The organism is Aliiglaciecola lipolytica E3 (assembly GCF_000314975.1).
Lineage (GTDB): Bacteria > Pseudomonadota > Gammaproteobacteria > Enterobacterales > Alteromonadaceae > Aliiglaciecola > Aliiglaciecola lipolytica.
The window spans coordinates 1-25,333 of the sequence record NZ_BAEN01000022.1; the positions used below are offsets into that span (position 1 = coordinate 1).

23 protein-coding genes and 1 tRNA gene are annotated in these 25,333 nt (G+C 40.6%); 7 read left to right on the plus strand and 17 right to left on the minus strand.

Going from position 1 to position 25,333, the window contains the following annotated elements; all coding sequences use genetic code 11:
* Window positions 1-78: 78 nt before the first annotated feature.
* From nusG to GLIP_RS04565, 7 genes are all read right to left on the minus strand, one after another.
* Window positions 79-615: a transcription termination/antitermination protein NusG gene (gene nusG, locus GLIP_RS04535; protein ID WP_008843405.1), complete on the minus strand. Its 537-nt coding sequence runs from the start codon at window positions 613-615 to the stop codon at window positions 79-81.
* 3 nt (window positions 616-618) lie between these two features.
* Window positions 619-996 (minus strand): preprotein translocase subunit SecE, encoded by a 378-nt coding sequence (secE, locus tag GLIP_RS04540; protein ID WP_008843406.1) that lies wholly within the window; start codon window positions 994-996, stop codon window positions 619-621.
* An 87-nt stretch (window positions 997-1,083) separates the two neighbouring features.
* A tRNA-Trp gene (locus tag GLIP_RS04545) sits at window positions 1,084-1,160 on the minus strand.
* Between the two features lie 251 nt (window positions 1,161-1,411).
* Complete coding sequence (locus tag GLIP_RS22385; protein WP_008843407.1) at window positions 1,412-3,829, minus strand: S8 family serine peptidase; 2,418 nt, start codon at window positions 3,827-3,829, stop codon at window positions 1,412-1,414.
* A 570-nt stretch (window positions 3,830-4,399) separates the two neighbouring features.
* A complete protein-coding gene (locus tag GLIP_RS04555) occupies window positions 4,400-6,241 on the minus strand; it encodes an ABC transporter ATP-binding protein (RefSeq protein WP_008843408.1) in 1,842 nt (613 codons plus the stop codon).
* A gap of 18 nt (window positions 6,242-6,259) precedes the next feature.
* The gene (locus tag GLIP_RS04560; RefSeq protein WP_008843409.1) at window positions 6,260-6,871 is read right to left on the minus strand and encodes an RraA family protein; all 612 of its coding nucleotides are present in this window, start codon (window positions 6,869-6,871) and stop codon (window positions 6,260-6,262) included.
* 27 nt (window positions 6,872-6,898) lie between these two features.
* Entirely contained in the window at window positions 6,899-7,315 is a 417-nt protein-coding gene (locus GLIP_RS04565) for an MAPEG family protein (protein WP_008843410.1), read from the minus strand.
* A gap of 217 nt (window positions 7,316-7,532) precedes the next feature.
* On the opposite strand from GLIP_RS04565, the gene GLIP_RS04570 reads away from it, so the two are divergent.
* Both GLIP_RS04570 and GLIP_RS04575 read left to right on the plus strand, forming a co-directional pair.
* Window positions 7,533-8,348: a class I SAM-dependent methyltransferase gene (locus tag GLIP_RS04570; RefSeq protein ID WP_008843411.1), complete on the plus strand. Its 816-nt coding sequence runs from the start codon at window positions 7,533-7,535 to the stop codon at window positions 8,346-8,348.
* 75 nt (window positions 8,349-8,423) lie between these two features.
* Window positions 8,424-10,502: a M13 family metallopeptidase gene (locus GLIP_RS04575; RefSeq protein WP_008843412.1), complete on the plus strand. Its 2,079-nt coding sequence runs from the start codon at window positions 8,424-8,426 to the stop codon at window positions 10,500-10,502.
* Window positions 10,503-10,586: 84 nt separating this feature from the next.
* Here the strand turns inward: GLIP_RS04575 and dbpA are convergent, their stop codons facing one another.
* From dbpA to pyrC, 4 genes are read right to left on the minus strand one after another with little or no spacing between them, the layout of a single operon-like run.
* On the minus strand, window positions 10,587-11,963 hold the full coding sequence (gene dbpA, locus GLIP_RS04580; RefSeq protein ID WP_008843413.1) for an ATP-dependent RNA helicase DbpA: 1,377 nt from the start codon (window positions 11,961-11,963) through the stop codon (window positions 10,587-10,589).
* 36 nt (window positions 11,964-11,999) lie between these two features.
* Window positions 12,000-12,689 (minus strand): crotonase/enoyl-CoA hydratase family protein, encoded by a 690-nt coding sequence (locus GLIP_RS04585; RefSeq protein ID WP_008843414.1) that lies wholly within the window; start codon window positions 12,687-12,689, stop codon window positions 12,000-12,002.
* Between the two features lie 13 nt (window positions 12,690-12,702).
* The gene (locus tag GLIP_RS04590) at window positions 12,703-13,500 is read right to left on the minus strand and encodes a substrate-binding periplasmic protein (protein ID WP_008843415.1); all 798 of its coding nucleotides are present in this window, start codon (window positions 13,498-13,500) and stop codon (window positions 12,703-12,705) included.
* 2 nt (window positions 13,501-13,502) lie between these two features.
* Entirely contained in the window at window positions 13,503-14,540 is a 1,038-nt protein-coding gene (gene pyrC / locus GLIP_RS04595) for a dihydroorotase (RefSeq protein ID WP_008843416.1), read from the minus strand.
* A gap of 150 nt (window positions 14,541-14,690) precedes the next feature.
* On the opposite strand from pyrC, the gene GLIP_RS04600 reads away from it, so the two are divergent.
* Entirely contained in the window at window positions 14,691-16,427 is a 1,737-nt protein-coding gene (locus GLIP_RS04600) for a lysophospholipid acyltransferase family protein (protein ID WP_008843417.1), read from the plus strand.
* A 78-nt stretch (window positions 16,428-16,505) separates the two neighbouring features.
* Here GLIP_RS04600 and GLIP_RS04605 read toward each other — a convergent pair whose 3' ends face one another.
* From GLIP_RS04605 to GLIP_RS21300, 5 genes are all read right to left on the minus strand, one after another.
* Window positions 16,506-17,069, minus strand: a complete 564-nt coding sequence (locus GLIP_RS04605; protein ID WP_008843418.1) for a PhnA domain-containing protein — start codon at window positions 17,067-17,069, stop codon at window positions 16,506-16,508.
* Between the two features lie 111 nt (window positions 17,070-17,180).
* Window positions 17,181-17,684 (minus strand): hypothetical protein, encoded by a 504-nt coding sequence (locus GLIP_RS04610; RefSeq protein ID WP_008843419.1) that lies wholly within the window; start codon window positions 17,682-17,684, stop codon window positions 17,181-17,183.
* Window positions 17,685-17,788: 104 nt separating this feature from the next.
* On the minus strand, window positions 17,789-18,310 hold the full coding sequence (locus GLIP_RS04615) for a lipocalin family protein (protein WP_008843420.1): 522 nt from the start codon (window positions 18,308-18,310) through the stop codon (window positions 17,789-17,791).
* A gap of 112 nt (window positions 18,311-18,422) precedes the next feature.
* Window positions 18,423-18,881 (minus strand): GNAT family N-acetyltransferase, encoded by a 459-nt coding sequence (locus GLIP_RS04620; RefSeq protein ID WP_040521876.1) that lies wholly within the window; start codon window positions 18,879-18,881, stop codon window positions 18,423-18,425.
* 71 nt (window positions 18,882-18,952) lie between these two features.
* Window positions 18,953-19,807 (minus strand): alpha/beta hydrolase family protein, encoded by an 855-nt coding sequence (locus tag GLIP_RS21300; RefSeq protein ID WP_083880062.1) that lies wholly within the window; start codon window positions 19,805-19,807, stop codon window positions 18,953-18,955.
* Window positions 19,808-20,016: 209 nt separating this feature from the next.
* Here GLIP_RS21300 and GLIP_RS04630 point away from each other — a divergent pair, with 209 nt between their 5' ends.
* The 3 genes from GLIP_RS04630 (at window position 20,017) to cydB (ending at window position 23,019) form a co-directional block, all read left to right on the plus strand.
* Window positions 20,017-20,562, plus strand: a complete 546-nt coding sequence (locus GLIP_RS04630) for a GbsR/MarR family transcriptional regulator (protein WP_008843423.1) — start codon at window positions 20,017-20,019, stop codon at window positions 20,560-20,562.
* A gap of 97 nt (window positions 20,563-20,659) precedes the next feature.
* Entirely contained in the window at window positions 20,660-22,024 is a 1,365-nt protein-coding gene (locus GLIP_RS04635) for a cytochrome ubiquinol oxidase subunit I (protein WP_008843424.1), read from the plus strand.
* Window positions 22,021-23,019, plus strand: a complete 999-nt coding sequence (cydB, locus tag GLIP_RS04640; protein ID WP_008843425.1) for a cytochrome d ubiquinol oxidase subunit II — start codon at window positions 22,021-22,023, stop codon at window positions 23,017-23,019. The genes GLIP_RS04635 and cydB overlap by 4 nt, the downstream gene beginning before the upstream one ends.
* Before the next feature lie 28 nt (window positions 23,020-23,047).
* On the opposite strand, the gene GLIP_RS04645 is transcribed toward cydB, so the two are convergent.
* A complete protein-coding gene (locus tag GLIP_RS04645) occupies window positions 23,048-24,157 on the minus strand; it encodes a serine hydrolase domain-containing protein (RefSeq protein ID WP_008843426.1) in 1,110 nt (369 codons plus the stop codon).
* A 196-nt stretch (window positions 24,158-24,353) separates the two neighbouring features.
* Here GLIP_RS04645 and GLIP_RS04650 point away from each other — a divergent pair, with 196 nt between their 5' ends.
* The gene (locus tag GLIP_RS04650; RefSeq protein ID WP_040521877.1) at window positions 24,354-25,325 is read left to right on the plus strand and encodes an aldo/keto reductase; all 972 of its coding nucleotides are present in this window, start codon (window positions 24,354-24,356) and stop codon (window positions 25,323-25,325) included.
* Window positions 25,326-25,333: the final 8 nt, after the last annotated feature.

Sequence of the window (25,333 nt, forward strand, 5' to 3'; positions counted from 1 at the left end):
GGCTTTAGCCGCGACAAAAAAAAGATGTCTATTAAGACATCTTTTTTTAAATTTCTACGAAGCTAAAAGCAGCCTAATTTACCCTTTTTCGACTTGACCAAACTCTAGTTCTACTGGAGTTGAACGACCAAAAATAAGTACAGATACTTTCAAGCGGCTTTTTTCGTAATCCACTTCTTCTACAACACCGTTGAAATCTGCAAATGGGCCATCGGTAACGCGGACCACTTCGCCTGGTTCGAACAATGTTTTTGGTTTTGGCTTGTCTACCGATTCTTCTAAACGGTTCAAAATTGCATCAGCTTCTTTCTTAGATATTGGCATTGGACGATCTGACGTTCCACCAATGAAGCCTAACACTCGTGGAACACTTTTCACTAAGTGCCATGAGTCTTCGTTCATTTCCATTTCAACTAATACATAGCCAGGAAAAAACTTACGTTCACTTTTACGTTTTTGACCTGCTCGCATTTCCACAACTTCTTCAGTGGGTACTAAAATCTCACCGAAATAGTCTTCCATGCTGTGCATTTTAATATGTTCAATTAACGTTTTTTGAACACGCCCTTCGTAACCAGAAAATGCTTGTACAACATACCATTTTTTATCAGACATGATTTACACTCCTAAACCGGTAACAAAAGACACGACCTGGACAATTCCCATATCCAATAGATAAAGGACCAGTGACATAAATGCTGTAGCGGCCAATACGATTAGGGTAGTTGTCGTTGCCTCTTGTCTTGTAGGCCACACAACCTTGCGTACTTCAACTCGCGATTCTTTTGCAAAAGTTAAGAACGAACTTCCTTTTACAGTGCTACTTGCGATAAAACCGGCAATCACTACAAGCGCAACCGCACCAAGCGCACGATAAAGTACAGAAATTTCTTGATAATAAGTATTGGCAGCAATAACACCACCTAAAATCAAGACAACAACCAACCATTTGAGCATATCCAATGAATTGGATGGTGATTCTGTTTTTTCGCTCATAATCTTATTTCCGTAATAAATACTGATTACTTATTTCTCAGGCAAACCAGTATGTTTAAATTCAAATTTATGTGTTTTGACGAAAGTTGGCAGGGGTGGAGGGATTCGAACCCCCAACCATCGGTTTTGGAGACCGCTGTTCTACCAATTGGAACTACACCCCTAACAAATTTCGGTTACACCAACCTTGTGAATTAAACAATTTTCTAGTGGAAAATTTGGAGTCACACAAGGAGGGAGGCGTATTATACTCATTGAGGGAACTGATACAAGTAAAATTGAAGCCACAAATGTGTAAATTTGAGTAATTTAAAGTATTAGTGGGGTGGATAAAAGAAAACCGACGGTCAACATTCTTCACCCCAACAATTTAAATGCCGCCCATGTGGACGGCAACGTAGAAGTTAATTAAAAACTAGGGTTGGACTTCCATGGTTAACGCTAACCCCGAAAAAGTGCTATATGCACGAATTCCCACATGCCAAGTACCGGATTGTGGTGAACTAAACGAACATGTTTCTGTATTACCGTTTTGATAAGGTCTGCAATCGTAACTGCCAGTGGTTGGGTTGCTACCATAACGCACATATAAATCCGCGTCGCCACTTCCACCGTCAGTTGAGATAGTTAGCCCTGATGATCCCGCAGGAACATCAACTGTGTAGTAAACCCAATTACGACGTGATGCAGAGATGTTCTCAATGACAGTCAATGACCCGTTATTGCCGCTACCAGCGTCAGTATAATCAGCTTGCAGTGAAACGCCAGAGTACGCACTATAGCCAATTATTTTAACGTAATATGTACCTGCCTGAGCGGTACTAATATTACAAGTTTCATTATTCCCCCCTAGGTACGGTCGGCAATCATAACTATTGCTTGTAGGCTCACTAGCAAATTTTACGTATAAATCTGCATCTCCTGATCCGCCAGACATTGAGAAACTTAAATCAGTCGCCCCTTCAGGTACCTCAAGTGTGTAGACCAACTCAGAGTTCGCGGCACCAGATAAACCAGTTACTGCTATACCATTAGTTAACACGTTGCCGCCAGGATCGCCGCCGCCATTGCCACTACAATTTGCCGCTAAGAAATCTGACGCCGCTTTCGCTTGAACTAAGCCATACCCAGTTTGGTTGTCTCTCCCTGCTGTTTCCAAGTCGAACGCGGTTGAAGTTAACGCATTACGTACTTGAGAGGCACTACAGGTGGGATTATTTGCCCACACTAATGCTGCGACACCAGCGACGTGAGGACTCGCCATAGAAGTACCATTGTAATAGGCATAATCAGTATTGCCTGCGACTTGTAGAGTAGCAGAGCTTCCAGTTGCAGCCACTAGTTGCTGACCAAGAGTCCGGTTCACTGATACGACCGGTACTGTGATTTGACCATTATCATCAACTAGAAATGGATTCTGTAAACCAGGGCGATCGCTGTTACTGTAAACAACAATGCCCGCAGCCCCTGCATTATCGCACGCTAAGGCTGCGTCAATTTCGGGATAAGAACTTCCAGCTTGATTATCAGCTCGCTCAACAACACAAATTTTATTACTCATGCTTGAACAACTAAAACTACCATTAGAGCTAGTACTGCACGCACCTATTACACCAGAAACCGTGCCATTGACATTGCTTATAGCGTAGTTACCACCGCTAGCCACATAACGCGACGGTGGCAAGACTCGATCATCTCCAACAGTAGATCCGTTAAACGTGATATAGCCTTGGCGACCATCATTTATTCCCACCGTAGATAGAATTGCTTCACCGGGGGCAGACAACTCTACTTGATTTGTATACTGAGAGAATTCTGCGCGGATACCGGTTTCATCCACTGCCCCGACAGATATTACTGAGCTATAAGATGCAGGATATGAGTGACTTGAATCACCGGCATTACCAGCTGCTGCCACCAGCAATACGCCATTATTTGCAACAGCCGTTAAACGGTTATTTTCGCTAGTTGAAGAACCGGAACCGCCAAGTGACATATTAACCACATCCGCACCATTCGCTTCGCAGGTTTCAACCGCATCAGCCAAATCACTCGAATATCCCCACCCTGATTCATTAAACACTTTTATGATATGTAGATTAATGTTTTGATTCGGCAACACACCCACAATCCCTTCATCATTATTGATTCCAGCAATCGTGCCGGCAACATGGGTACCGTGAGAACCACCCGGCACGTACCAATTACCCGTACCTGAGTTGTTAGTACCTGTTACAGCATTGCCGCTAAGATCGGGATTATTGATGTCGTAACCGGAATCAATAATGCACACAGTTTTAGCACCCGCACTAGTATCTGTGAGCTGATCCGCCTGAACATTGGCGATTCCCCATGGTTGCGATTGTGCCATCAAATATCGAATTGGGTCTGCTTCTGCAGATTCAATCAAAGGATCTTGCTGCAATTGTGAAATTAAGGTTTGCATCTTGGTTTTTGATAAACGTTTTTCAAGCTTTAGTATTGCTCTACCTTGTTTATTCTTTTTCAGAAACCGTAACTTGTGTCCGGTTTTACTAATCAGTTTATCTAATACTTTATTACCACTTGAACTTTGCCCTGGAGCAACAAAGAAGCCGTTGCCTGTCAGGTTTTCGGAAGTTAAATTTGAACCGGGGTTTTCGAGTTCATGCAAAGTAGCCTGACTCTTAAACTCAACCACAATTCGATCCGTTTGGTTGTTTTTTAATTCCGGGTTTTGCGACTCCAACCAGTTTGCAAAAGCTAGATTGGTTGAAGGCTGTGCAGCTATTGCTGGAGTTGCGCTCATTACTGCCAAACTCACAGCACTAATAAGCAATTTCTTATTATTCATTCCCAATTTTCCTATTTTTATAGTTATTTTATTTATTGTTTTATTTACGTAGGTACAGATTTAGTTAGTTACATAGATTTCTCCTTAAATTAGAAAATACCAAATTCTCCCAGCGCCTTAAGCGCTAGGGGAAAGATGTTTATAATCAGAAGGGAAAGGTAAAATTATTAAGTTTTGAATGCCAAAGAATGCAAATTACGGAAATAAAATGAGCAGTTGTTTAGATTTTTCATAAAGTTTGAGTTCCTATATCTTGTTATTATTTTAAGGCTCAATTGAAAAGTTCAGAAATGTGCATTCCACGAACAATTGTTAACTTAATGTTAAAACTAACCATATGGTCAAGCTATTGCAACCTTTTTTTACCATAAAATGGTATTTATTTTACCCTAACTATGAAAAATCAAATAAAATCACGGAGCTAATTTAGTCCGGAAATTGACTTTTTAATGGCGTTATAAACATTAGAATGAGACATTTGTAGGAGAAAAACCAAAATACGATTGAAGCACCAATCTAATAGTGGTTTAAAAATAGTGTCGTGGCAATGTGGACTATTGACGTGAAATATTAATCCACTCCAATAAATCCACCTGTCTGATGAGACCAAAGTTTAGCGTAAATACCATTTAAGGCTAACAGCTCACTATGACTCCCTGATTCGACGATGACGCCCTGCTCTAACACTAACAAGCGGTCCATCTGAGCAATCGTGGATAACCTATGGGCGATAGCCAATACCGTTTTATCAACCATGACTTTGTTTAAGCATTGTTGAATTGCGGCTTCAACTTCAGAATCTAAAGCAGATGTTGCTTCATCTAAAATTAAAATAGGCGCATCTTTTAACATAACTCTCGCAATGGCTATGCGCTGTCGTTGGCCACCAAAAAGTTTAACACCACGCTCGCCAACCTGAGCGTCATAACCCACGTTCCCGTTTAAATCCGAGAGTTGTTGGATAAACTCATCCGCTTCAGCTTGTTTAGCTGCGGTTATCATTTCTTCTTCTGTTGCCGACGCCCTACCGTAAACAATATTTTCGCGCACCGAACGGTGTAGCAAGGAAGTATCTTGCGTCACCATACTGATATTGGCTCGCAAGCTTTCTTGTTGAACCTGCCTTAAGTCTTGCCCATCAATTAATATCTTGCCACTTTGTACATCATAAAAGCGCAACAAAAGGTTAACCAAAGTGGATTTACCAGCGCCTGAACGGCCGACCAAACCCACTTTTTCACCTGGCTTGATGGTAAGGTTGAGTTTCTTGAAAACGTCGATTGGATTGCCCTCGGGTCCTGCATAACCAAAATCGACATCTTTAAACTCTATCGCACCACCACTCACATTTAGCTCAGTCGCATCGGAGCTATCTTGTACCGCTACATCATTCGCCAACGTATTAATGCCATCTTGCACTGTACCGATGTTTTCAAATAACGCAGAAACTTCCCACATTATCCACTGAGCCATGCCATTGAGTCGAAGACACAAGCTGATAGCCACTGCCAAGTCTCCCGGCGTGACTAAATGATTAAGCCACAAATAAATAGACAACGCGCTTATACTAAACACCAACAGCGCATTTGAGAACCAAACAAAACCATATAAGGTCGTGACTAAACGCATTTGCGGATAGACTGTATGCAAGAAACCGCTCATTCCTTCTTTAGCGTATTCTGATTCTCGCTGACTGTGGGAAAATAGTTTGACCGTCATAATATTGGTATAACTATCGACGATTCTGCCAGTCATGATAGAACGCGCATCCGCTTGTTTTTGGGAAACCTTTTTTAAACGCGGAATAAAGGTACGCAGAATTACAAAGTACGCCAGCAACCATATCAATAGAGGCACACTGAGTCGCCAATCGATAGAAAAAACAAGTACAACAATACTGATAAAGTAAACGCTGACATAAACCAGAATATCCAGTAACTTCATTACCGCTTCACGTACCGATAAAGCGGTTTGCATTACTTTGGTGGCTACACGCCCTGCAAACTCATTCTGGAAGAAACCAATACTTTGCCCCATTAAATAGCGATGCGCTTGCCACCGAATTTTCATGGGGTAATTACCCAATAGGGTTTGATGCGTTAATAGCGATTGAAAAATAACTAGGCTTGGCAGGATCACTAAAATGACTGCTCCCATCCAAATTAAACTCGTGATCTCTTCTTCGATAAAGGTATCTGGATTGCGTTCTGACAACCAATCGACGAGTTGCCCAACATAACTAAACAAGGACACCTCAAGGGCAGCCACAGAAGCCGCTAGAATAGATACCGTAAATATTGCTGGCCACATACCTTGGGTATAGTGGCGACAAAAAGCGACGAGGGTTTTAGGTGGTTGCGTTGGGTGCTCAACAGGGAACGGTTTGGTTAACCGTTCGAAAAATGAAAACATGCACAGTCCAGTTTATAGTTACGTTTGTTTTGCAATGATACTATCAATTTTACGTTTATGTTCGTCTTGCCACTGTTCTAATGTCATTTGCTCATCTTTGTCTGTGCGCGCTCTAGCAATTTCGTAAGCGGATTGTGCTTGCTCTCTGGGCACGACTGCAATCCCTTCTTCATCGGCAATCACTATATCGCCGGGGTTCACAGTAACTCCGCCACACTGAATAGTTTGGTTTAGTGGAGAATACGCTTTCTTGGCTGCTGGATACGGAATCACACCTCGCGCAAAAACCGGAAACTGAATATCGCGGGTTTCTGCCAAATCGCGCACTACCCCATCGATAACAAAACCGGCTATTCCCCTTTTTTTTGCTATGGCGCAAACATTACCGCCTGCACAGGCAAATTGCGGGTCTGATTTAACCACAATTATATCACCTGGAGATGCTTCATAAATGGCAGCATGCATCATCAAATGATCACCGTCTTCACAGAAAACCGTAAAAGCGGGACCTGCTATTCGTGGAGGTTGTGGCCACAAGCTCGAAATCTGATAATCGATAAATTGTTCTCTAGGGAGTGCATCTGCATATTCACAAGGAGAGATTTGTTTGAACAAGTTCATATCTAACATAGATTATCACCGATAATTTTAAAGTGGTTAATAGATAAATTTTGTAAAAAGTTTAAACAACCAGATCCCACAAATACCAACTTGAATCAGAAAAAAGAAAAATCTTATCTGCACAGCAAAAACGGATGTTGATATAAGATGAACAACTGATTGGCATATTCTTGCTGCGAGCAAAAAATACGCCAAAGAGTCAGTTATTATTGAAGCGTTTGTGGCTAAGGCCAGCAGCATTATTCCGCCAATAATCACGAAACTTTCTGCACAATTTAGGTGAGCTCGGGTCAACCTTTGCCCAAAATCAGGAGAATCAGAACCGTCAGCTTTAAATTGATTAGGTAACCGTTGCTTTTGACTGACTAAAACAGTTCGATAAGCCGCCAATGCAATCAGTAGCAGTAAAGTCCAGGTTATATAGCCAAGCAACGCGATGATAGTAGCATTCATATTCTATCCTTATGGAGTTTATCTAAACCGTTAAACGACTGAAACTAACCACTCCACAGAGAAGAAGCTTATTGCAAGTGTTTAATGTCTGCAGATAACTAACGGTAACCCAAATATTATCGAAATAGAAATATGAATTGTTCTGTTACAGTTTTTTGTGCCCAAAACTCACCTTTGGGGCTATTCTTAGGCTTTACCTACAAATTGGACACCGATAATGATGAAATTATGCTTTTTAACTCATAAGTATGCTCACAAAATTGTTGTTACCATCTTTATTACTTTACTTAGTGTCAGTGCTCAAGCAGCCAATCATCAACTTACCAATCAACAAATTCAGGCGATAATTGATTCACCTGATAGACCATCAGAAGATGCTCAGCGCGATGCGGCTCGACGTCCTCAAAAAGTATTAGGTTTTTCAGGAGTCGCTTCTGGGGATACAGTTCTCGACCTTCTAGGAGGCAGTGGCTGGTATACAGAGTTATTTTCTAAAGCAGTAGGTAACGAAGGGAAAGTTTATTTGCAAAATGACGACGTATATTGGAAGTTTGCTGAAAAAGAAATAGAAAAACGTACCGCGGATAATCGATTACAAAATGTAGTTAGATTAGATAATGTCGCCATTGCCGATATCGACGTAGCTGACAACTCAGTAGATATAGTTATTATTGCGTTGGCTTATCATGATTTATTTTTTACTGAAACCGCACGTGACGGAAAGATTGTTAAAATTCGCGATGACGTTGTCGACCATCACAAAGCGTTGGCGAACATAAAACGCATACTTAAAGATGAGGGTTCGGTAATCGTTATTGACCATAATGCGTTAGCAGGTTCAGGTTATAACGCTGCAAATACTTTGCATCGAATTGATGCCAATATTGTTAAACACCAGTTTACTGAAGCTGGCTTTACATTAATCGAACAAGCGTTTTACTTGCAAAATCCAGAAGATGATTTAAAAGTAATGGTATTCGACCCATCAATTAGGGGTAAAACAGATCGATTTATTTATAAGTTCAGTAAGTAATTTATACTGCTGATAAGTTTAAAGCGCATGGAAGCATGCCAAATTTAGTAAGAGGATTATATGAAGTTTTATTGTATGTCATTTGCTGCCACGGTTTTACTTTTTGGATGCAGCGAGTCACCTCCTGTGGACACAACTAAAAAAGATGAACCAAAAAAAGTTGAAATCCCAGTAGAAGCAGATCCTGTGGTTGAAGATAAACCACTAGGCTCTGGAATAATTCTGGAGCATATAGATACGAGTGTGAAACCGGGTGATGACTTTTTTAAGTATGCTAATGGTAAGTGGTTAGATACCGTAGAAATTCCCGAAGATAAAGCAAGTTTAGGATCGTTTCAAATACTCCATGATGAAGCTCAAGAAAACGTCATGGCTATCATCAAAAACTCAGCGGAAGGCGATTTTAAAAAAGGAAGCAATGAACAAAAAGTGGGTGACTTATACAACGCTTACACCAATATGGAAGCTCGTGATAAAGCCGGAATAGAGCCTCTTGTGCCAGAATTAGAGAAAATCGACGCAATCCAAAATCAGGAACAATTGGCACGCTATTTTGCCTATGCCATAAAGCACAGTTTAGGTACCCCATTCGCATTAGCCCAGTTTGTTGATTTTAAAAATCCTGAATCGTACATGATTTACTCTTGGCAAGCGGGGTTAGCTTTGCCAGATAGGGAGTATTACACCAGCGATGAAGGTTCTTATCAGGAAATAAGAGAGAAATACCAAAAACACGTAGCCAAGATGCTCACCCTGACAGGAATAGAAAATCCCGAAAAAAGTGCAGAAATCATTTTGGATTTGGAGACCGAACTTGCGTCTTATCACATGAAAAAAGAAAAAACGCGCGACATGGTTGCGTTATACAACAAAGTACCCGTTGCTGAATTATCTGAACTTATGCCCAAATTTAACTGGACTGCTCTATTGCAAGAATTAGAGCTAACAGGTTTAGACGGCGTAGTGGTGACGCAAATGGATTATATGCGTAATCTGGACGACGTAATTGCGGATACCCCTTTAGACACGTGGAAGATCTATCTTAAATGGATGGCAATCCATCAAGGTGCAACTTTATTAACGACAGAACTAGATAATGCCAATTTCGAGTTTTTCAGCAAAGTTTTGTATGGTGTCGAAGAACAACGTCCAAGATGGCGTAGAGGTGTAAATTTAGTAAACCAGCATTTAGGCGAAGTTATTGGTGAAGTTTATGTCAAGGAGCATTTCCCACCAGCGGCTAAAGAACGCATGTTGGAATTAGTGGATAACCTATTAAAAGCATATGAGATCAGCATAAAAGAACTTACGTGGATGTCAGATGAAACCAAAAAAGAAGCGTTAGACAAGCTATCCAAATTTACGCCCAAAATTGGCTATCCTGATAAATGGAAAGATTATTCCCAATTAAATATTTCAGAGTCTGACTTAATTGGTAACATTAAGCGCTCAAATGAATTGCAATGGCAGCAAGTTTTAGAAAAGCAACCGGGTCCAGTGCAAAAGCATGAATGGAATATGACACCACAAACGGTTAACGCATATTACAATCCACCAGCTAATGAAATTGTATTTCCAGCTGGAATATTGCAACCACCATTTTTCAATATGGAAGCCGAGGATGCGGTTAATTATGGCGGCATAGGTGCGATTATTGGACACGAAATTGGTCATGGTTTTGATGATGCAGGTAGTACCTTTGATGGTGATGGTGTGTTACGCAACTGGTGGACTGAAAAAGATAAAGAAGAGTTTAAAAAGCGTACTCAGCAGTTAGTAGACCAATACAACAAATTTCAGCCTTTAGAAGATTTAAACGTAAATGGTGAGTTTACTTTAGGTGAAAATATAGGTGATTTAGGCGGAATTAGTATTGCCCTTAAAGCCTATGAATTAGCTTTAGATGGTAAAGAAGCTCCTGTGCTTGACGGTTATACTGCAAGACAGCGTATTTTCTTGGGTTATGCGCAAGTATGGGCAACTGTGATGCGCGACGAAACGTTACGCAATCAAATTAGTACTGACCCGCATTCGCCAGCTGAATACAGAGTAAATGGTGCGTTACCGAATGTTCCTGAATTTTATCAAGCATTTGATGTAAAAGAAGGTGATGCTATGTATCTAGCGCCAGAAGATAGAGTTAAGATTTGGTAGTGGATTTAACTTAAATTAATAACCAGAAAAAAGAGTGCCTAGGCACTCTTTTTTTAATACTGACGAAGCTCACGTGGATTTACATTATGTGAGTTTTCTAGCTTTAAATTTCCGACCTTTCATTTTACCTTCATTAAATTGTTTTAAGCTGCGTTTAACACTACGGATTTTTACTGCAACGTAGCTATGAGTCGCAATGACTTTTATCTTACCTATGTCTTCGCTAGGCACATCAGCGTCTTTAGTTAAAGCCCCGAGAATATCACCCGGGCGTAATTTGGCCTTTTTACCACCATCAATACAGATTGTTTGAAATTCTGGCTGAACAATGCGATTGGCATGAAAACGGATTGCTTGGATGGCTTTCCATTCAACTTTTCGTTGTTGATAATCTTCTATGGCATTTGCGCGAGCAATTTCATTGGCAGCACACAAGGTTAATGCTAAACCTTCAGCATCAGCTCGCCCAGTGCGCCCTATACGGTGTATGTGAACTTCGGGATCTGGAGTAATTTGATAATTAATAACAGCCCCTACGCCTTTCACATCCAGCCCTCTAGACGCAACATCAGTGGCAATCAGTACTGATACACTTTTACTTTCAAATCGCACCAATACTTGATTTCGATCTTTTTGTTCTAGATCGCCATGCAAGGCCGCCACCGAAAAGCCCATCTCGTGAAGTGCTTCAAGTAATTCATTACAAGCGATTTTAGTATTACAAAAGATAATTGCCGATTCGGGTTGAAACTCTGTCAATAACGCAGCGGTAGCTTTAATCCGATGTACGTCATCCACTTCAAAAAATATTTGCTTTATCTTGGCGGTATCATGCGTCGATTCCACGGTAATTTCGATAGGATTACGTTGAACCTTTAAACTAATTTGCTTAATTTGATCAGGGTAAGTAGCCGAAAAAAGTAAAGTTTGACGATCTGTAGGCACGGCTTTGATTACCGCTTCCATTTCATCTTCAAATCCCATATCCAACATTCTATCGGCTTCATCAAGAACCAAAGTATTGACTTCTTTTAAGTTCAAACGTTGCCTAAACAAGTGGTCCATAATTCGACCGGGGGTTCCCACAATAATGTGTGCACCATGGGACAAAGAACCTATTTGCGGACCCATAGGTGTGCCGCCGCACAAGGTTAAAACTTTCATATTTTCAATCATTCGGCCTACTCGACGAATTTCTTCAGCTACTTGTTCAGCCAATTCGCGAGTTGGGCACATCACTAAAGCCTGAATTCTAAAGCGTTCGACATCCAATCGATTTAACAGTCCTAAAGCAAACGCGACAGTTTTACCGCTGCCGGTTTTTGCTTTAGCAACGACATCTTTGCCCGCAAGTATTTTGGGAAGACTTTGTTGCTGAATCTCTGTCATGCCTTCGAACCCTAGCGTCTCTAAGTTACTAATTAGTTCAGGTTTTAATGGTAAAGTAGAAAATTGAGTCACTAGGTTTATCTCTTTAAATTATGATGTAAATGATATTTACAATGAACCGCCACGATCGATTTCAATTGCTTTTTGCAAACTCTCTAACAGCCCTGCTCGTGCTTTTAATTTTGTAGCTCGATGAGCTTCTACATCGAGTGATGACATCGCAGTCGCGACTTTACTCACTGCTTTTTCAAATTTTTTGGATTTAACCACTAAATCAAAAAAACCAGCATCTAAAGCATGTGCTGGGCTAAAAATCTCTGCATTTATTACCGAACGATTAAAAAACGATTTTGCGAGTCTTTCGTGCGCCAACTCGATGCCAGCTTGGTGCATTGTCATGCCAATAGCCACCTCATTTAGACCGATTTTATAGTCTCCATCTACACCTATCCGGTAATCCACAGACAACAATAAGAACGCGCCTTTAGCCACGGCGTGACCAGAGCAGGCAGCTATCACAGGTGTGGGAAACGACAAGAGTCGTTTTGACAAAGTAGAACCTTTTTCAACAAGTTGCATGGCAGATTCCATGCTTTTTTTCATAGTGCTTAAGTCATAGCCTGCAGAAAACATTCCGGCTTTGCCGGTTAACACTACTACTTTTTGTTTTTTTTCTGCTTTATCTAAACACAAATTGATTTGATCTATCACTTCATGGGACAACGCATTTGCTTTGCCGTTGTCGATGGTGATAAGCGCATATTTATCTTGATCGTGATAACTAACAAGTTTACTCATGGTTCGGTCCGATTTATTTAATCCACAAATTTAATACGCCATCTTCCATATGCATGGGAATGGGTAATGTTTCGTATTGCTTAAGCCAATATTCAGTAATTTCTTTAAATTTAGCCGTTTTTTTATAGTTTTCAGCCGCACTTTTTAACTTATTAGCTAATTTAGTATCTGTACCATTTTTCGACAATGTAAGATAGCTGATTGTTTTTTCATACAGAAACACGCGATGGAATTGATTGCAATCTTTTCCTTGAACTTTGCAATAATAACGCATTCCTACATCCGAAAAGAAAATTGCACTTGAGCGCCCACTTGCCAATCCCTCTATAGCATCAGACCAAGTCGAGTAAACGTGAATATTTTTTGCGCCTTGCTTTAGTAATATTTGATGACGTACGTCATTTTCTAGCACAGCAATAGAATCAAATGTATTGAGTTGTTCAATATTAGCAATGGGTTGGCTAAGCTGTTTCGCACTATATACCGAGTACATATTAGCAGTTAATGGTGTAATCCAATGGTAAACATGCTCCCTCTCTGGAGTACGAGTTAAAGCAAAAGCAAGAACATTAGATTTTATTCTCGCCTCACGCTCAACTCGTTCCCAAGGTGCAGAAAGTATCTTTTGGTGAATGCCGGCACTGGCTAATATGCCATTCACTTCATCAACTAATAAACCATGAAGCACACCTTTGTCGTCCATCACTACAAACGGTTCTTCTGGGTGGGTCAACACCCAGAAATCGCCTGAATCCTGCGCATTTAGCGGTTGGCTCAACACCACAATAAAAACAGCCCACAACCACTTCATAACTAAAGGCTTTCAATCTTCCAATTGACCGTTTGCCCTGCAAAAAACGGTACAATCGGATTACCATTTGGCAATATAATTTGTTCTGGAATCTGCCATTCTTGTTTTATTAATGTAACCGTTTGACTATTACGTGGTAGCCCATAAAAATCCGCTCCATAAATACTGCTAAAGCCTTCAAGCTTGTCGAGCGCCCCCAGTTCATCAAACACTTGTGCATACAACTCCAACGCACTCCAAGCGCTATAGCAACCCGCGCAACCGCAAGCTGACTCTTTGCGATGTTGCTCATGCGGCGCAGAATCCGTGCCCAAGAAGAACTTGTTTGAACCACTAGCCACGGCTTTCCTTAATGCTTGTTGATGGGTATTACGCTTAAGCACCGGAAGACAATAGTTGTGCGGGCGCACTCCACCAACCAATAAATCATTACGGTTAAGTAATAAATGTTGAGGAGTAATAGTCGCAGCAACTAATTCGGAGCTTTGCATCACAAAGTCTGCGGCTTCGGAGGTTGTAATATGCTCGAAAACAACTTTAAGTTGCGGAAACGCATCGACTATTTTGGTTAAATGCTTATCGATAAAGATTTTCTCTCTATCGAAAATATCTATATGACTCTCTGTAACTTCACCATGAATTAATAACAATAAATTTTGTTTGGCCATCTCTTCAAACACAGGGTAAAGCGCTTCTATGCCAGCGACGGCTGCATCTGAATTAGTCGTTGCTCCAGCAGGATATAATTTAGCGGCTACAATTCCCGCTGCTTTTGCATCTTTAATGTCTTGGATCGTTGTTTGATTCGTCAGATATAAAACCATTAATGGTTCAAAATCACTGTTTTCTGGCTTTGCTGCTAAAATGCGCGCTTTATAATCCAATGCCATTTGTGCATTAATAATCGGTGGCACCAGATTCGGCATGGCGATAGCCCGATTAAAGCATCTAGCAGTAGCCGGAACAGTTTCCCCTAACATATCATGATCACGAAAGTGTAAATGCCAGTCATCTGGAGCGGTAATTGTAATTTTTTTCATCAATGGCCTTTCTGATAGTTTAAGCTAAACGTTTAACCCTATTATGCCCGAAAATCAGCAAAAATAATCTTTTGCATTGCATAAATAGCATCTGCTATAAGTTACTCGTTATTATTAATCTTGAATATCACCGGAAATATGCAGTACTAAATGCCAACATCTATCAGTCTTACCAACCTAGTAGAAAGAAAAAGTGCACCGCTAACAATTGCACTTAAAATTTTAGATCGCTTAGTCGGCGTGAAAAAAATGGATGCTCTGTATAAATTGCACAACATGCAGGATCTTTCCAAAGAGCTATTTGCTAAGAAACTATTAAGTATTCTTAATATTGAGGTATTAGGTGGCGATTCTCTGCAACGAAATGTTCCTGAATCAGGGCCATTGGTGATTGCCAGCAATCACCCATTTGGCGGTATCGAAGGCGTCATTTTATGTTTATTGATAGGTCAAATCCGTCCCGACCTGCAAGTAATGGCAAATCAAGGACTTAAACTTTTTCCTGAGCTTAACGACTATTTCATTTTTACCAATCCACTGTCTGAACGTGACCCAAAAAATGCGCCTTCTATTCGAAAAAGTTTACAACATGTGAAAGACGGTGGCGCTTTACTGGTTTTTCCCGCAGGACGAGTGTCCTATTATCAAAAAGATAAGAAACGGATAAGCGAGCACGTTTGGAATCGCGTCATCAGTAAGCTGATTACTGTTTCTCAGGCGCAATTTTTACCGGTGTTTGTTAGTGGTCAAAATAGTGAATTATTTTATCTTCTAGGTCGTATATATTTTCGATTTAGACTATTTATGTTGGCTAGAGAATTATTAAATAAACAGAATACTCAAGTCAGAGTCAGTTGCGGATCTGCGGTAAAATCAACAGCTTACAAAGTTGAAAATATGCATCAACATGCCGCACTTTGTCGAATACAGAGTTATTGCCAAGACCCTTTATGGAATATGCATTGGCCGCAAGACAAAGTGCTAGAACAAGCGCCTTTGGCTGCCCCTGTTTCGTGGCCAGATATTGCCTCGGAATTGGCTTCCCTACCAGTTGAGCAATGCTTGCTTACCCATAAACAATTTTCAGTTTATTACGGATATCAACATCAACTTCCCGGCACCGTATTCGAAATAGCACGACTACGTGAGCAGGTATTTCGGGAGCACAATGAAGGTAGTGGCGAACCAATAGACACCGACGATTTTGATGCCACTTATACACAGTTATTTGTGGTGAATAATCAGCAGGAAAAAATTGTCGGAGCATATCGGATGGGGCAAACCGACAGACTGCTTGAGCAAAATGATCTGTCGCAACTCTATTTATCGCGGATGTTTAATTTTAACAATGACTTTATAAACCAACAGCAACCTTGTTTGGAATTAGGCCGTTCGTTTTTAATTCCGGAATATCAAAAGAGTTTTCAAGGATTATTCCTATTGTGGCGCGGAATAGGCGCATTTGTTTGTAAATTCCCACATTATCGAACGTTATACGGCACGGTGTCTTTGAGCAAGATGTACAGTCCGCGTTCTGTCTCATTAATTAAGCAAGCCTTGATCACACCTACAAATCAAGTAACAGCACATAATGAATTTTCATTTCCATTGCACCCAGAGGTGATCGATTTCAGCAAACAATACAACCTACCAACTCATCTCTCAGCTCTGTTAGCTTCAGTGGAGCCTGATGGCAAAGATATTCCTATTCTAGCTAAGCATTATCAAAAGCTTGGAGCCAAGTTTCATTGTCTAGGGATTGATAAGAACTTTAACGATACACCGGGATTACTGTTAAGTGTGGACTTGCCAGACGCGCCGGAAAAACTATTGAAGTTGTATTTAGGGGATGCTTGGCAAGGTTATGTTACCCATACTAATCAGTAAAACTTAAAACCGTGGCTTTAAAAGCGCGAATTCAAAGAGCCTCAGCTCAATGAATGCCTGGTTCACACACCCGACTATTTAAGACTTCTTAGTGTAGGCACTGATGATAACGATACGTTGACCGTTCACTTTGCCTTCTATATGTTCTGGGTTATTGCTCAGGCCAATACCCCGAACTGCTGTGCCACGCTTTGCAGTAAAATTTGCACCTTTCACATTAAGATCTTTTATTAATGTAACGGTATCTCCTGCTTGCAATGCGGTCCCATTACAATCCAAAGTAGGCTCATCGCTATGCTCAACTAATCCAGATTCAGCCCACTTGAGCATATCGTCGTCTAGATATAGCATATCCAACAAGTCTTGCGCCCAGCCTTCAGAAGACAACTTTTTCAACATCCGCCATGAGACAACTTGCACGGCTGGCACTTGGCTCCACATACTATCGTTCAAACAACGCCAGTGGGTAATGTCGAAAGCTTCTTCTTGGCTCAATTGTGACTGACATGTGCCACAAACCAAAATACATTTGTCAGCATGCGTTTCTTCGGGAGGAACTTCATAAACCACCAGCGATTCTGTGGAGCCGCACAGTTCGCAGGCTTGATTACTACGCGACAATAAAGTTTGTTCAATGGACATGTAAGAACCTTATGAGTTTTAAGATTAAGCGGCGCTATTATGCATAAAATCCACATAGTTTCTATGGTTTTACAATTTTACCTGCTCGATTTGTGACGAAAACCTAAAATTCTATGCCTGTGCTCGTTGAAAAGTTACTGTAGCTGGCGCTACCCCAAAATTTTCAGGCGATGTCTTACCTTTAATGGATTGCATAACACTGAGCAACGAAAAGTGATGTATTGCGTGGCTGGATACAAAAACGAGTTCACGTGCTAAAGAGGATAGCACTTGCACAGTTTGCGTTTTGTGTAGACTTACTTCACTGATGACAAGCACCGGTGCATTTAAATCTGAGTCGCAAATAGACGTTAACCATTGTTCTATTTTCAACCATTCTGTGAATGCAACTTCAGTACTTTTTTCAATATTGGAATAACGATTACGTTTATTATAATCAACTAAGCCAAGTTCAACACCCCGCTGCAAAGCCAGATAGTGATCGATTATATGACGCATATGCATACCCGCACTTCCGGACAAGTACGGTTTGGCAATCTCTTGGTATTCAGAGTCATCAATCTGATTTAAATAATGTTTGGCTTGGCGCGCGACTTCAAGCTGACTATCAAGCATGAGGCTCCCTTCTTGTTTTCCTAAATTCGACGTTTACTTTTTAGCTAAGACCTTCATTCATAAATAATAATTTCAGTTAAATGAAAATTACGATCCATCTAAGATTAGTCTTGTTCAACAAAAATCAATTTAGAAGTGTCAAACCCTGCTGCACTCGCTTCGCGGATTAGCAATTTTAATACTGATTGGGGCAAGGTTTTTTGTCTGCTGAGCAACCACAAATAATCGCGACTGGGACCACTAACAAGTGCATATTGATAATTTGAATGGTCGAGATAAAACACTACATAACTAGAATAAAACGGTCCAAAAAAAGAAACCTTTAAATGACCAAGGCTTTCGTCATCAACAAAATAAGCTTTACCCTTCGCTTCTTCCCATTCCTTATTTTGCGCATTGTATCCACGGTTAACCACATCAACGCCACCGTCATCTCGAAGAGAATAATGTGCAGATACGTTATTTAACCCCTCCTCAAAACTATGATCAAAGCGTGCTATTTCGTACCAGGTTCCCAAATAATTATCGATTTTAAAGTTTTTAACTGGCTCAATGCCCTTAGGAACAGAAGTACAGGATATTAAAAACAAACTAAGAATGAAAAGTAACCCATATTTGTAAAACATAAACTCTATGACCCTAGATCGAATATTAAGTAATATTGGTTTAAACGTATCAAACTCGATTTTGTATCACTTAATCTATCGAAACAGAGAATCTGTGTAAAATTTATACTGTTCAACTGCTGAGGCTTAATTTCATTTCAATAATAGATTCAGTGAAACCGGCCTTTTTGTAAGCATTTATAGCGGCATCGTTTTCGGAATAAACATCCAAATAAAAATCACTAATTCCCTTTTCTTTACCCCAGGATACGAGTGTTTCAATGATTAATTTATTTATTCTCCGTCCTCGGTATTCCGGGGCTACATACATAAACCCTAAATATATATGCTGGTCATGAACAAACGCTTGCTTAGAATCTCGAATTTGAGCATAGCCAATACCAATAATTTTATTTTCGATTTCAGCCACTGCCACGTAGGATTTTGCACTACTCAATAAAGTGTTTAAGTCGTAATAGATTGCATCTTGTTGTTTTATCGCTGTATTAAATGGGCGCTCAGCGTCTATTTGTCTTTGTTCTAACTCTAATAATTCAATTTTATCGGCCAATGTTGCCTGTCTGATTTTCATATTATCCAACTGTCTATGTCACCTTAATTGTTTAGATGTGAATCCGTATTGAAGTTAGTTCATATTAAGAATTAATGTAACTTTTCTTGCAACCATTGCACCGTCGTTTTCAGTAACGTTTCATCTTGTTTCGCGTCTGGAGACAATACGTTAAATATGTGATTAGCCCCTTTTAAAATAACCACTTGAGCGTCGTCTGAGCCGCTCGCTTGAATTAACTTTAATGACGATAACGGGTTTACCAGTCTGTCTGCTTCGCCAGCAACTGCCAGTATAGGCTTGGTAAATTCATTTAAGTCGCTTAGTGACGCCTGTAGCTCAACTTGTTTAAACCAATCTAAACTTAACTTTAACGGTGTACGCCACTCAAAAGTTAGTTCAGCCACGCCATCTCTTTTTGCTGCTAAGTAATAATCGTCAAAAACGGTTTTAAATGGTCCTTTACCGTTGCCAGCTACCGAAGACCAAGTCACTAAAGCTGCAATATCTGATTCCTTGGTTGCCAACATCTGAGCTATTAAACCACCTTGGCTAAATCCTAATACGGCGATACGGTTCTGCGCTATTTGTGGTTGCTTTTTCAAGTAGTCTAAAGCGACGCCAGCGTCACGAACTGCACTTTCTAAAGTATATTTCGAATAATCCACCTGACTATCACCTGTTCCGGCAAAATCGATTCGAATCGATGCAATATTTTTGGCTAACAACATCTGCGCTAATCTTACGTACAAATCCCCCACTTCGTTTTTATGCGAAGCGGTTCCGTGCAAAAGAATAATTGCTGGATATGCTTGTTCAATTTCAGGTGTTGAAAAAATCGCAGGGACTTGATATTCACCATTATCCAACATTAGTTTACTTTCCATACTGTGCGACTTCGTCACGACGATGCAACACAATAAAGCCCACATTTTCAACCTATTCATTGGATTGCTTCCTGTTATTTTCTTCGCTAAAAGTTGAACATAATAAGTAAATAAAATAAACAACCTAAGCTCAGCAAGCTTTTCTTAATCTAATCAAACCAATGCAATGTCTGGCCGCTCGGTGAACAAAAAAATCAAAATAGTTTGATCTCCACCAATAAATGTTTATAATTTTCAGAAATTACTGAAACTTCAGAAAAGAGAATTATATGAAGATGACCCCCATGATAGAAACATTCGTAATGCATTTCGGCGAAATGGGTAGCCGATGGGGGTTTAACCGTACTGTTGGCCAAATGTACGCGTTATTAGTTGTTAATGAAGAGCCATTAAGTGCTAACGATATTGCGGACGCATTAAATATATCTCGTGGAAATGTCAGCATGGGATTAAAAGAGTTGCAAGCCTGGCGATTAGTTCAAGTACAACATATACCCGGAGATCGAAAAGACTATTTTAAATCTTTAGGCAGCATTTGGGACATGGCAAATAAAGTCTTTGAGGAACGTCGAAAGCGAGAAATTGAACCGACCATGACGGTATTAAGGGATACATTACTCGCATCTCCTGCAAACGCGCAAGAAGTGTACGCACAGCAGCAATTAAAAGAAATTCATGATCTTCTAGAAAACTTCACAAAATGGAGTGAAGAATTACAGAGATTGAGCCCAGAAAACATGGCGACTTTGATGAAATTGGGTTCAGGAGTAGGTAAAGTATTAGACATGAAAGATAAATTTTTAAGTCACAATTAGCGCAATATTTTCAGCAGATAATCGCCGTAATCAGGGTTCAGTTTTTAATTTTGGTTTGACAAAAGACGGCTAACATCAGCGCCGCTAGGGGTTTTTAATGGCAGACGTAATGCTACTTTCACGCATTCAATTTGCAGCAAACATTAGTTTTCATATTTTATTTCCAGCCATAACTATCGCTCTGTGCTGGTTATTATTTTACTTCAAAGTACGTTTCCAAATTTCAAAACATCCGGTATGGATGCGAATTTATCGATTTTGGGTAAAAGTATTCGCGCTTACCTTTGCTATGGGTGTAGTTAGCGGTATTACCATGTCATTTCAGTTTGGAACGAATTGGCCTGGATTTATGGCGACAGTGGGCAATATTGCCGGCCCGTTATTGGCATACGAAATCATGACTGCGTTTTTCTTAGAAGCGACATTTTTAGGTGTCATGTTATTCGGGATTAATCGTGTCCCCCCATGGTTGCACACCTTATCAACATTTATTGTGGCTGTTGGCACGTCCTTATCAGCGTTTTGGATTTTGGCGTTAAACTCCTGGATGCATACGCCGGCTGGATTTGAAATGCGTGACGGTGTTGCCTACGCGGTCGATTGGATGGCAATTGTTTTTAACCCCTCTTTTCCTTATCGTTTAGGGCATATGCTACTTGCCTCTGGTTTAACCGTGTGCTTTTTGATCGCGGGTATTTCGGCATATCGGATTTACCGTGGAGATAATAAGAAAGCGCCAACGTTAGCGCTTCGTACCTCCATCTTTTTAGCCGCCATACTTACTCCATTGCAAGTGGTGATGGGCGACTTACATGGCCTTAATACCTTTGAACATCAACCGCAAAAAGTGGCGGCAATGGAGGGGGTTTGGGATACCACACAAGGCGCACCACTGCTCCTATTCGCGGTTCCAGATGAACAACAACGCACAAATCACTTAGAAATAGCCATACCTAACATGGCAAGCGTTATTCTTACCCATGATCCTCAAGGCCAAATTAGAGGGCTCAACGAATTTAAAGGCGAACACCCACCGGTTAAACCCGTATTTTATGGGTTTAGAGTAATGGTTGGCCTAGGAATGCTAATGCTACTGAGCAGTTGGTTAGCGAGTTTCTATTTGTGGCGAAAAAAATCACTTTCCAAGTGGATGTTAAAATTTTTCATAGCGATGACGTTCTCCGGATGGGTGGCAACACTAGCAGGTTGGTATGTGACTGAAATTGGCAGACAGCCCTATTTGGTTAGTGGCGTGTTAACTACCGCAGATGCGGTGACAGACATAGCGCCAGAAAATGTGGGCATTAGCTTAGCTGCGTATCTGTCCCTGTATGCATTTTTACTGTTTGCTTATGTTAAAACACTATTTTATATGGCACGAAAATCAGTCGAAATAGAAGAATATGATGCAGAGGAATATACCCCTGCTCGCACCACAGGCTCTTCGGAGGACAGTCAATGATTGTAGATCATCAGTTACCGATTATTTTTGCAGGGTTGATGGCGTTCTCAATTTTAGTGTATGCCATTTTAGATGGATATGACCTAGGTGTAGGCTTGTTGTTACCAATGGACAATGAACAACAACGCGACAAAATGATTGCCTCAATTGGTCCGTTTTGGGACGCAAATGAAACTTGGTTAGTATTGGCGGTAGGACTGCTACTTGTGGCGTTCCCTAGTGCTCACAATATCATCCTAAAAGCACTCTATTTGCCCACAGCAATGTTGATAATAGGGTTAATTATTCGTGGTGTTTCATTTGATTTCAGAGCGAAAGTTAATGCTCAAAAGAAAACCCGATGGGATAAGTTTTTCAAATTGGGATCGTTCATTGCCGCAGCTTCTCAAGGCTACATGCTAGGTATGTTTGTGATGGGGTTTGAGGTTGATTTTAGTTCAGTCGCGTTTAGTTTATTGAGTGCCGCTGGCGTTGCCATGGCTTACGCATTAATTGGCGCGTGCTGGTTAATCATGAAAACCGAAGAAGAGCTGCAATTAAGAGCCATTAATTGGGCTAAAAATGCTGGAAAAATATGTTTAGTGGGTATTTTAGCGGTGTGTATAATTAATCCGTTAATTAACTCCTTTGTATTCGACCGCTGGACGCAACCGCCTATGGCGTATCTTATCGCATTTGTCCCCATATTGTGTTTCGCTTTTTTCGCTATTGGATATTTCACTCTACAACGACTTCCAGCAGAAAATGACAATGGCTGTTGGTTGCCATTTGTATTGTGCACTGCGATCTTCACATCAAGCTTTGTGGGCTTAGCGTTTAGCTTTTATCCATTTGTGGTACCAGGCCAATTGGACGTTTGGCAAGCCGCCAGTGCGCCTGAATCGTTAAGGGTTATATTGTACGGTGCACTCATTGTTATCCCTTGCATATTTGCTTACACACTTTTTTCCTACCGAGTATTTTGGGGCAAAGTAAGGGATTTGGAATACCACTAATTTAGTGGTATTCCGTTATGCAATAAGCTTAATTTGCGCTTGTCGGCAAAGCAAAAGAGTTCAAAAATGCTTGTGCAAAAGCAGAGTTATGCACTTGTGCTTTATCCAGAGGGTTGTGCCACCATATGCCTTCGCTATTTGCCAAAATTATAAAGGTGAGTTTTTCGTCTGGTATTTTTAAATATAAACTAGAGAAGGCATTTTCCCACCACCCCGAGTGCCAAACTAACTTCTTGCCGTTGTGTTGTTGGATAAACCACCCCAAACCATATTCTAAGCTTGCTCCATCTTCTCTTGTGAAGGCTTTCATCATTTGCTTTTTCGACGAAGAAGAAATTAATTCATTTTGCTCAAGTGCGATATCAAATTTTGCCAAATCTAAGACCGAAGAAATAACTCCACCAGCCGCGCCATCCCCTTGCTCTGACAAAGGCGGTGAAGGCACAACAAGGTTGTTGTCATCAATCATATATGGCCGAGCGCTAAGTTTTCGTAACGTTTCAGGTAGCGCCAAACTTCGATGAATTCGAGCCGAACGCGACATGTTAGCGGGTTGGAAAACATGTTTTGCTACCAATGTAGAAAAACTAGTATTCATTGCCGCCATTACTGGCCGAGAGGCCCATGAATACAAAATGGGATTATAAGAAAAGTAGCTGCCTGGGGAGCCTGTCGCAGTATGCGTTAACAAATGTCTAAGCGTGTGATTAGCGGGTTCACATTTCAGATTCTTAGCGAAAATAGATGGCTGTTGTTGAAACGCATGACAAAATTCATCCCATTTACTGTAATTAGTTAATGGTTCGTCAAGATTTAGCTTCCCTTGTTCCACCAACGCCATTATCACAACAGCGGAAATAGGCTTTGTTACCGATGCAATATTAAATAACGTATCTGCTGTTGCAGGTGCTTGCTGTTCTACATCCGCCATTCCGAGACCACCAGCAACCACTATCTGCTGGTCTTTGATTACCGCAAAAGACAAGCCCGGAATACGATTTTGAAGACGAAGTACCTCCAATTTATTGACGAATTCCGCGACAGTTGACGCGTTGTGTTTGTTGCTCTGTGATATAGATTTTGCAGACACACTGATACTTAAAAATCCAAATAATAAGCATAATATATATTCACGCATAACAATCCTTGAAGTGATTTTCATTTAGTCATTTTAGGCCAATATACACGTCCATACTTTCCACCGTTAGCAGTGTTAGCAATGCAAGCAAAACCCTGTATCGAAGGGCAAACTGATTTATCGCATACGTATTCAATGTAAACTTTGTGTAAACTATTTAGAATGTAGACATTGATTCTAGTACGAAGACCTTAAAATGAAAAAATTACCGTTGAGTTCGTATTTCCCAAGTATGCAACCTATCGCTTTAGGATGCATGGGACTGGGAGGTTCATGGAGTAAAGATCCGTATTCTTCTGAACAGGTTAGACAAGCACATGAAGTAATTGATGCAGCTTTAGATGCCGGCATTAACTTTTTTGATCATGCAGACATTTACACGATGGGGAAAGCCGAACAGGTATTTGGGGAAGTGTTAAAGGCTCGTCCAGAATTACGCAAGCAGATGATTTTGCAATCAAAATGTGGGATCGTATTTGAAGATGACAAAGGACCAAAACGTTTCGACTTTTCAAAAGATTACATATTGAAATCGGTAGATGGCATTTTAAATCGACTTAAAACCGAATATTTAGACGTATTTCTATTACACCGACCAGATCCATTAATGGAACCAGACGAAGTTGCCGAAGCTTTTTCAATTTTAAACGCCAGCGGTAAAGTAAAGCATTTTGGCGTATCCAACCAAAATCTACATCAAATGACGATGTTGCAACGCTCTATGGATATGCCATTGGTCGCCAACCAAATTGAATTACATCTGATGCGTTTAGACTTCTTAGACGACATTGTTTTAGCAAATAATGCACAAGCGAAAGACGTCACTTTTACTAGTGGGACAGTGGAATACTGCCAGCTTAATAATGTACAAATTCAAGCATGGGGAAGTTTATGTCAGGGAGTATTATCAGGTAAAAGCGTATTCGAACAACCTCTGCATATCCAACAAACTGCCGACTTAGTCAGCAAATTAGCGGCTGATTACCAAACCTCTGCTGAAGCAATCTTACTTGCGTTTTTAATGCGCCATCCTGCAGCAATTCAACCTATTATAGGAACAACCAATCCGGCACGAATTAAAGCGAGTGTACAGGCTAAGAACATTAACTTATCAAGAGAGCACTGGTATTCACTTTACATCGCTGCTCGTGGTTTTGAATTACCTTAAAGGGATAG

What these genes read in the sequence shown, in the direction of transcription:
- nusG (WP_008843405.1), bottom strand. Translation starts at nt 615, where the DNA reads ATGTCTGATAAAAAATGGTATGTTGTACAAGCATTTTCTGGTTACGAA.
- secE (WP_008843406.1), bottom strand. Translation starts at nt 996, where the DNA reads ATGAGCGAAAAAACAGAATCACCATCCAATTCATTGGATATGCTCAAA.
- GLIP_RS22385 (WP_008843407.1), bottom strand. Translation starts at nt 3,829, where the DNA reads ATGAATAATAAGAAATTGCTTATTAGTGCTGTGAGTTTGGCAGTAATG.
- GLIP_RS04555 (WP_008843408.1), bottom strand. Translation starts at nt 6,241, where the DNA reads ATGTTTTCATTTTTCGAACGGTTAACCAAACCGTTCCCTGTTGAGCAC.
- GLIP_RS04560 (WP_008843409.1), bottom strand. Translation starts at nt 6,871, where the DNA reads ATGTTAGATATGAACTTGTTCAAACAAATCTCTCCTTGTGAATATGCA.
- GLIP_RS04565 (WP_008843410.1), bottom strand. Translation starts at nt 7,315, where the DNA reads ATGAATGCTACTATCATCGCGTTGCTTGGCTATATAACCTGGACTTTA.
- GLIP_RS04570 (WP_008843411.1), top strand. Translation starts at nt 7,533, where the DNA reads ATGATGAAATTATGCTTTTTAACTCATAAGTATGCTCACAAAATTGTT.
- GLIP_RS04575 (WP_008843412.1), top strand. Translation starts at nt 8,424, where the DNA reads ATGTCATTTGCTGCCACGGTTTTACTTTTTGGATGCAGCGAGTCACCT.
- GLIP_RS04585 (WP_008843414.1), bottom strand. Translation starts at nt 12,689, where the DNA reads ATGAGTAAACTTGTTAGTTATCACGATCAAGATAAATATGCGCTTATC.
- GLIP_RS04590 (WP_008843415.1), bottom strand. Translation starts at nt 13,500, where the DNA reads ATGAAGTGGTTGTGGGCTGTTTTTATTGTGGTGTTGAGCCAACCGCTA.
- pyrC (WP_008843416.1), bottom strand. Translation starts at nt 14,540, where the DNA reads ATGAAAAAAATTACAATTACCGCTCCAGATGACTGGCATTTACACTTT.
- GLIP_RS04600 (WP_008843417.1), top strand. Translation starts at nt 14,691, where the DNA reads ATGCCAACATCTATCAGTCTTACCAACCTAGTAGAAAGAAAAAGTGCA.
- GLIP_RS04605 (WP_008843418.1), bottom strand. Translation starts at nt 17,069, where the DNA reads ATGTCCATTGAACAAACTTTATTGTCGCGTAGTAATCAAGCCTGCGAA.
- GLIP_RS04610 (WP_008843419.1), bottom strand. Translation starts at nt 17,684, where the DNA reads ATGCTTGATAGTCAGCTTGAAGTCGCGCGCCAAGCCAAACATTATTTA.
- GLIP_RS04615 (WP_008843420.1), bottom strand. Translation starts at nt 18,310, where the DNA reads ATGTTTTACAAATATGGGTTACTTTTCATTCTTAGTTTGTTTTTAATA.
- GLIP_RS04620 (WP_040521876.1), bottom strand. Translation starts at nt 18,881, where the DNA reads ATGAAAATCAGACAGGCAACATTGGCCGATAAAATTGAATTATTAGAG.
- GLIP_RS21300 (WP_083880062.1), bottom strand. Translation starts at nt 19,807, where the DNA reads ATGAATAGGTTGAAAATGTGGGCTTTATTGTGTTGCATCGTCGTGACG.
- GLIP_RS04630 (WP_008843423.1), top strand. Translation starts at nt 20,017, where the DNA reads ATGAAGATGACCCCCATGATAGAAACATTCGTAATGCATTTCGGCGAA.
- GLIP_RS04635 (WP_008843424.1), top strand. Translation starts at nt 20,660, where the DNA reads ATGGCAGACGTAATGCTACTTTCACGCATTCAATTTGCAGCAAACATT.
- cydB (WP_008843425.1), top strand. Translation starts at nt 22,021, where the DNA reads ATGATTGTAGATCATCAGTTACCGATTATTTTTGCAGGGTTGATGGCG.
- GLIP_RS04645 (WP_008843426.1), bottom strand. Translation starts at nt 24,157, where the DNA reads ATGCGTGAATATATATTATGCTTATTATTTGGATTTTTAAGTATCAGT.
- GLIP_RS04650 (WP_040521877.1), top strand. Translation starts at nt 24,354, where the DNA reads ATGAAAAAATTACCGTTGAGTTCGTATTTCCCAAGTATGCAACCTATC.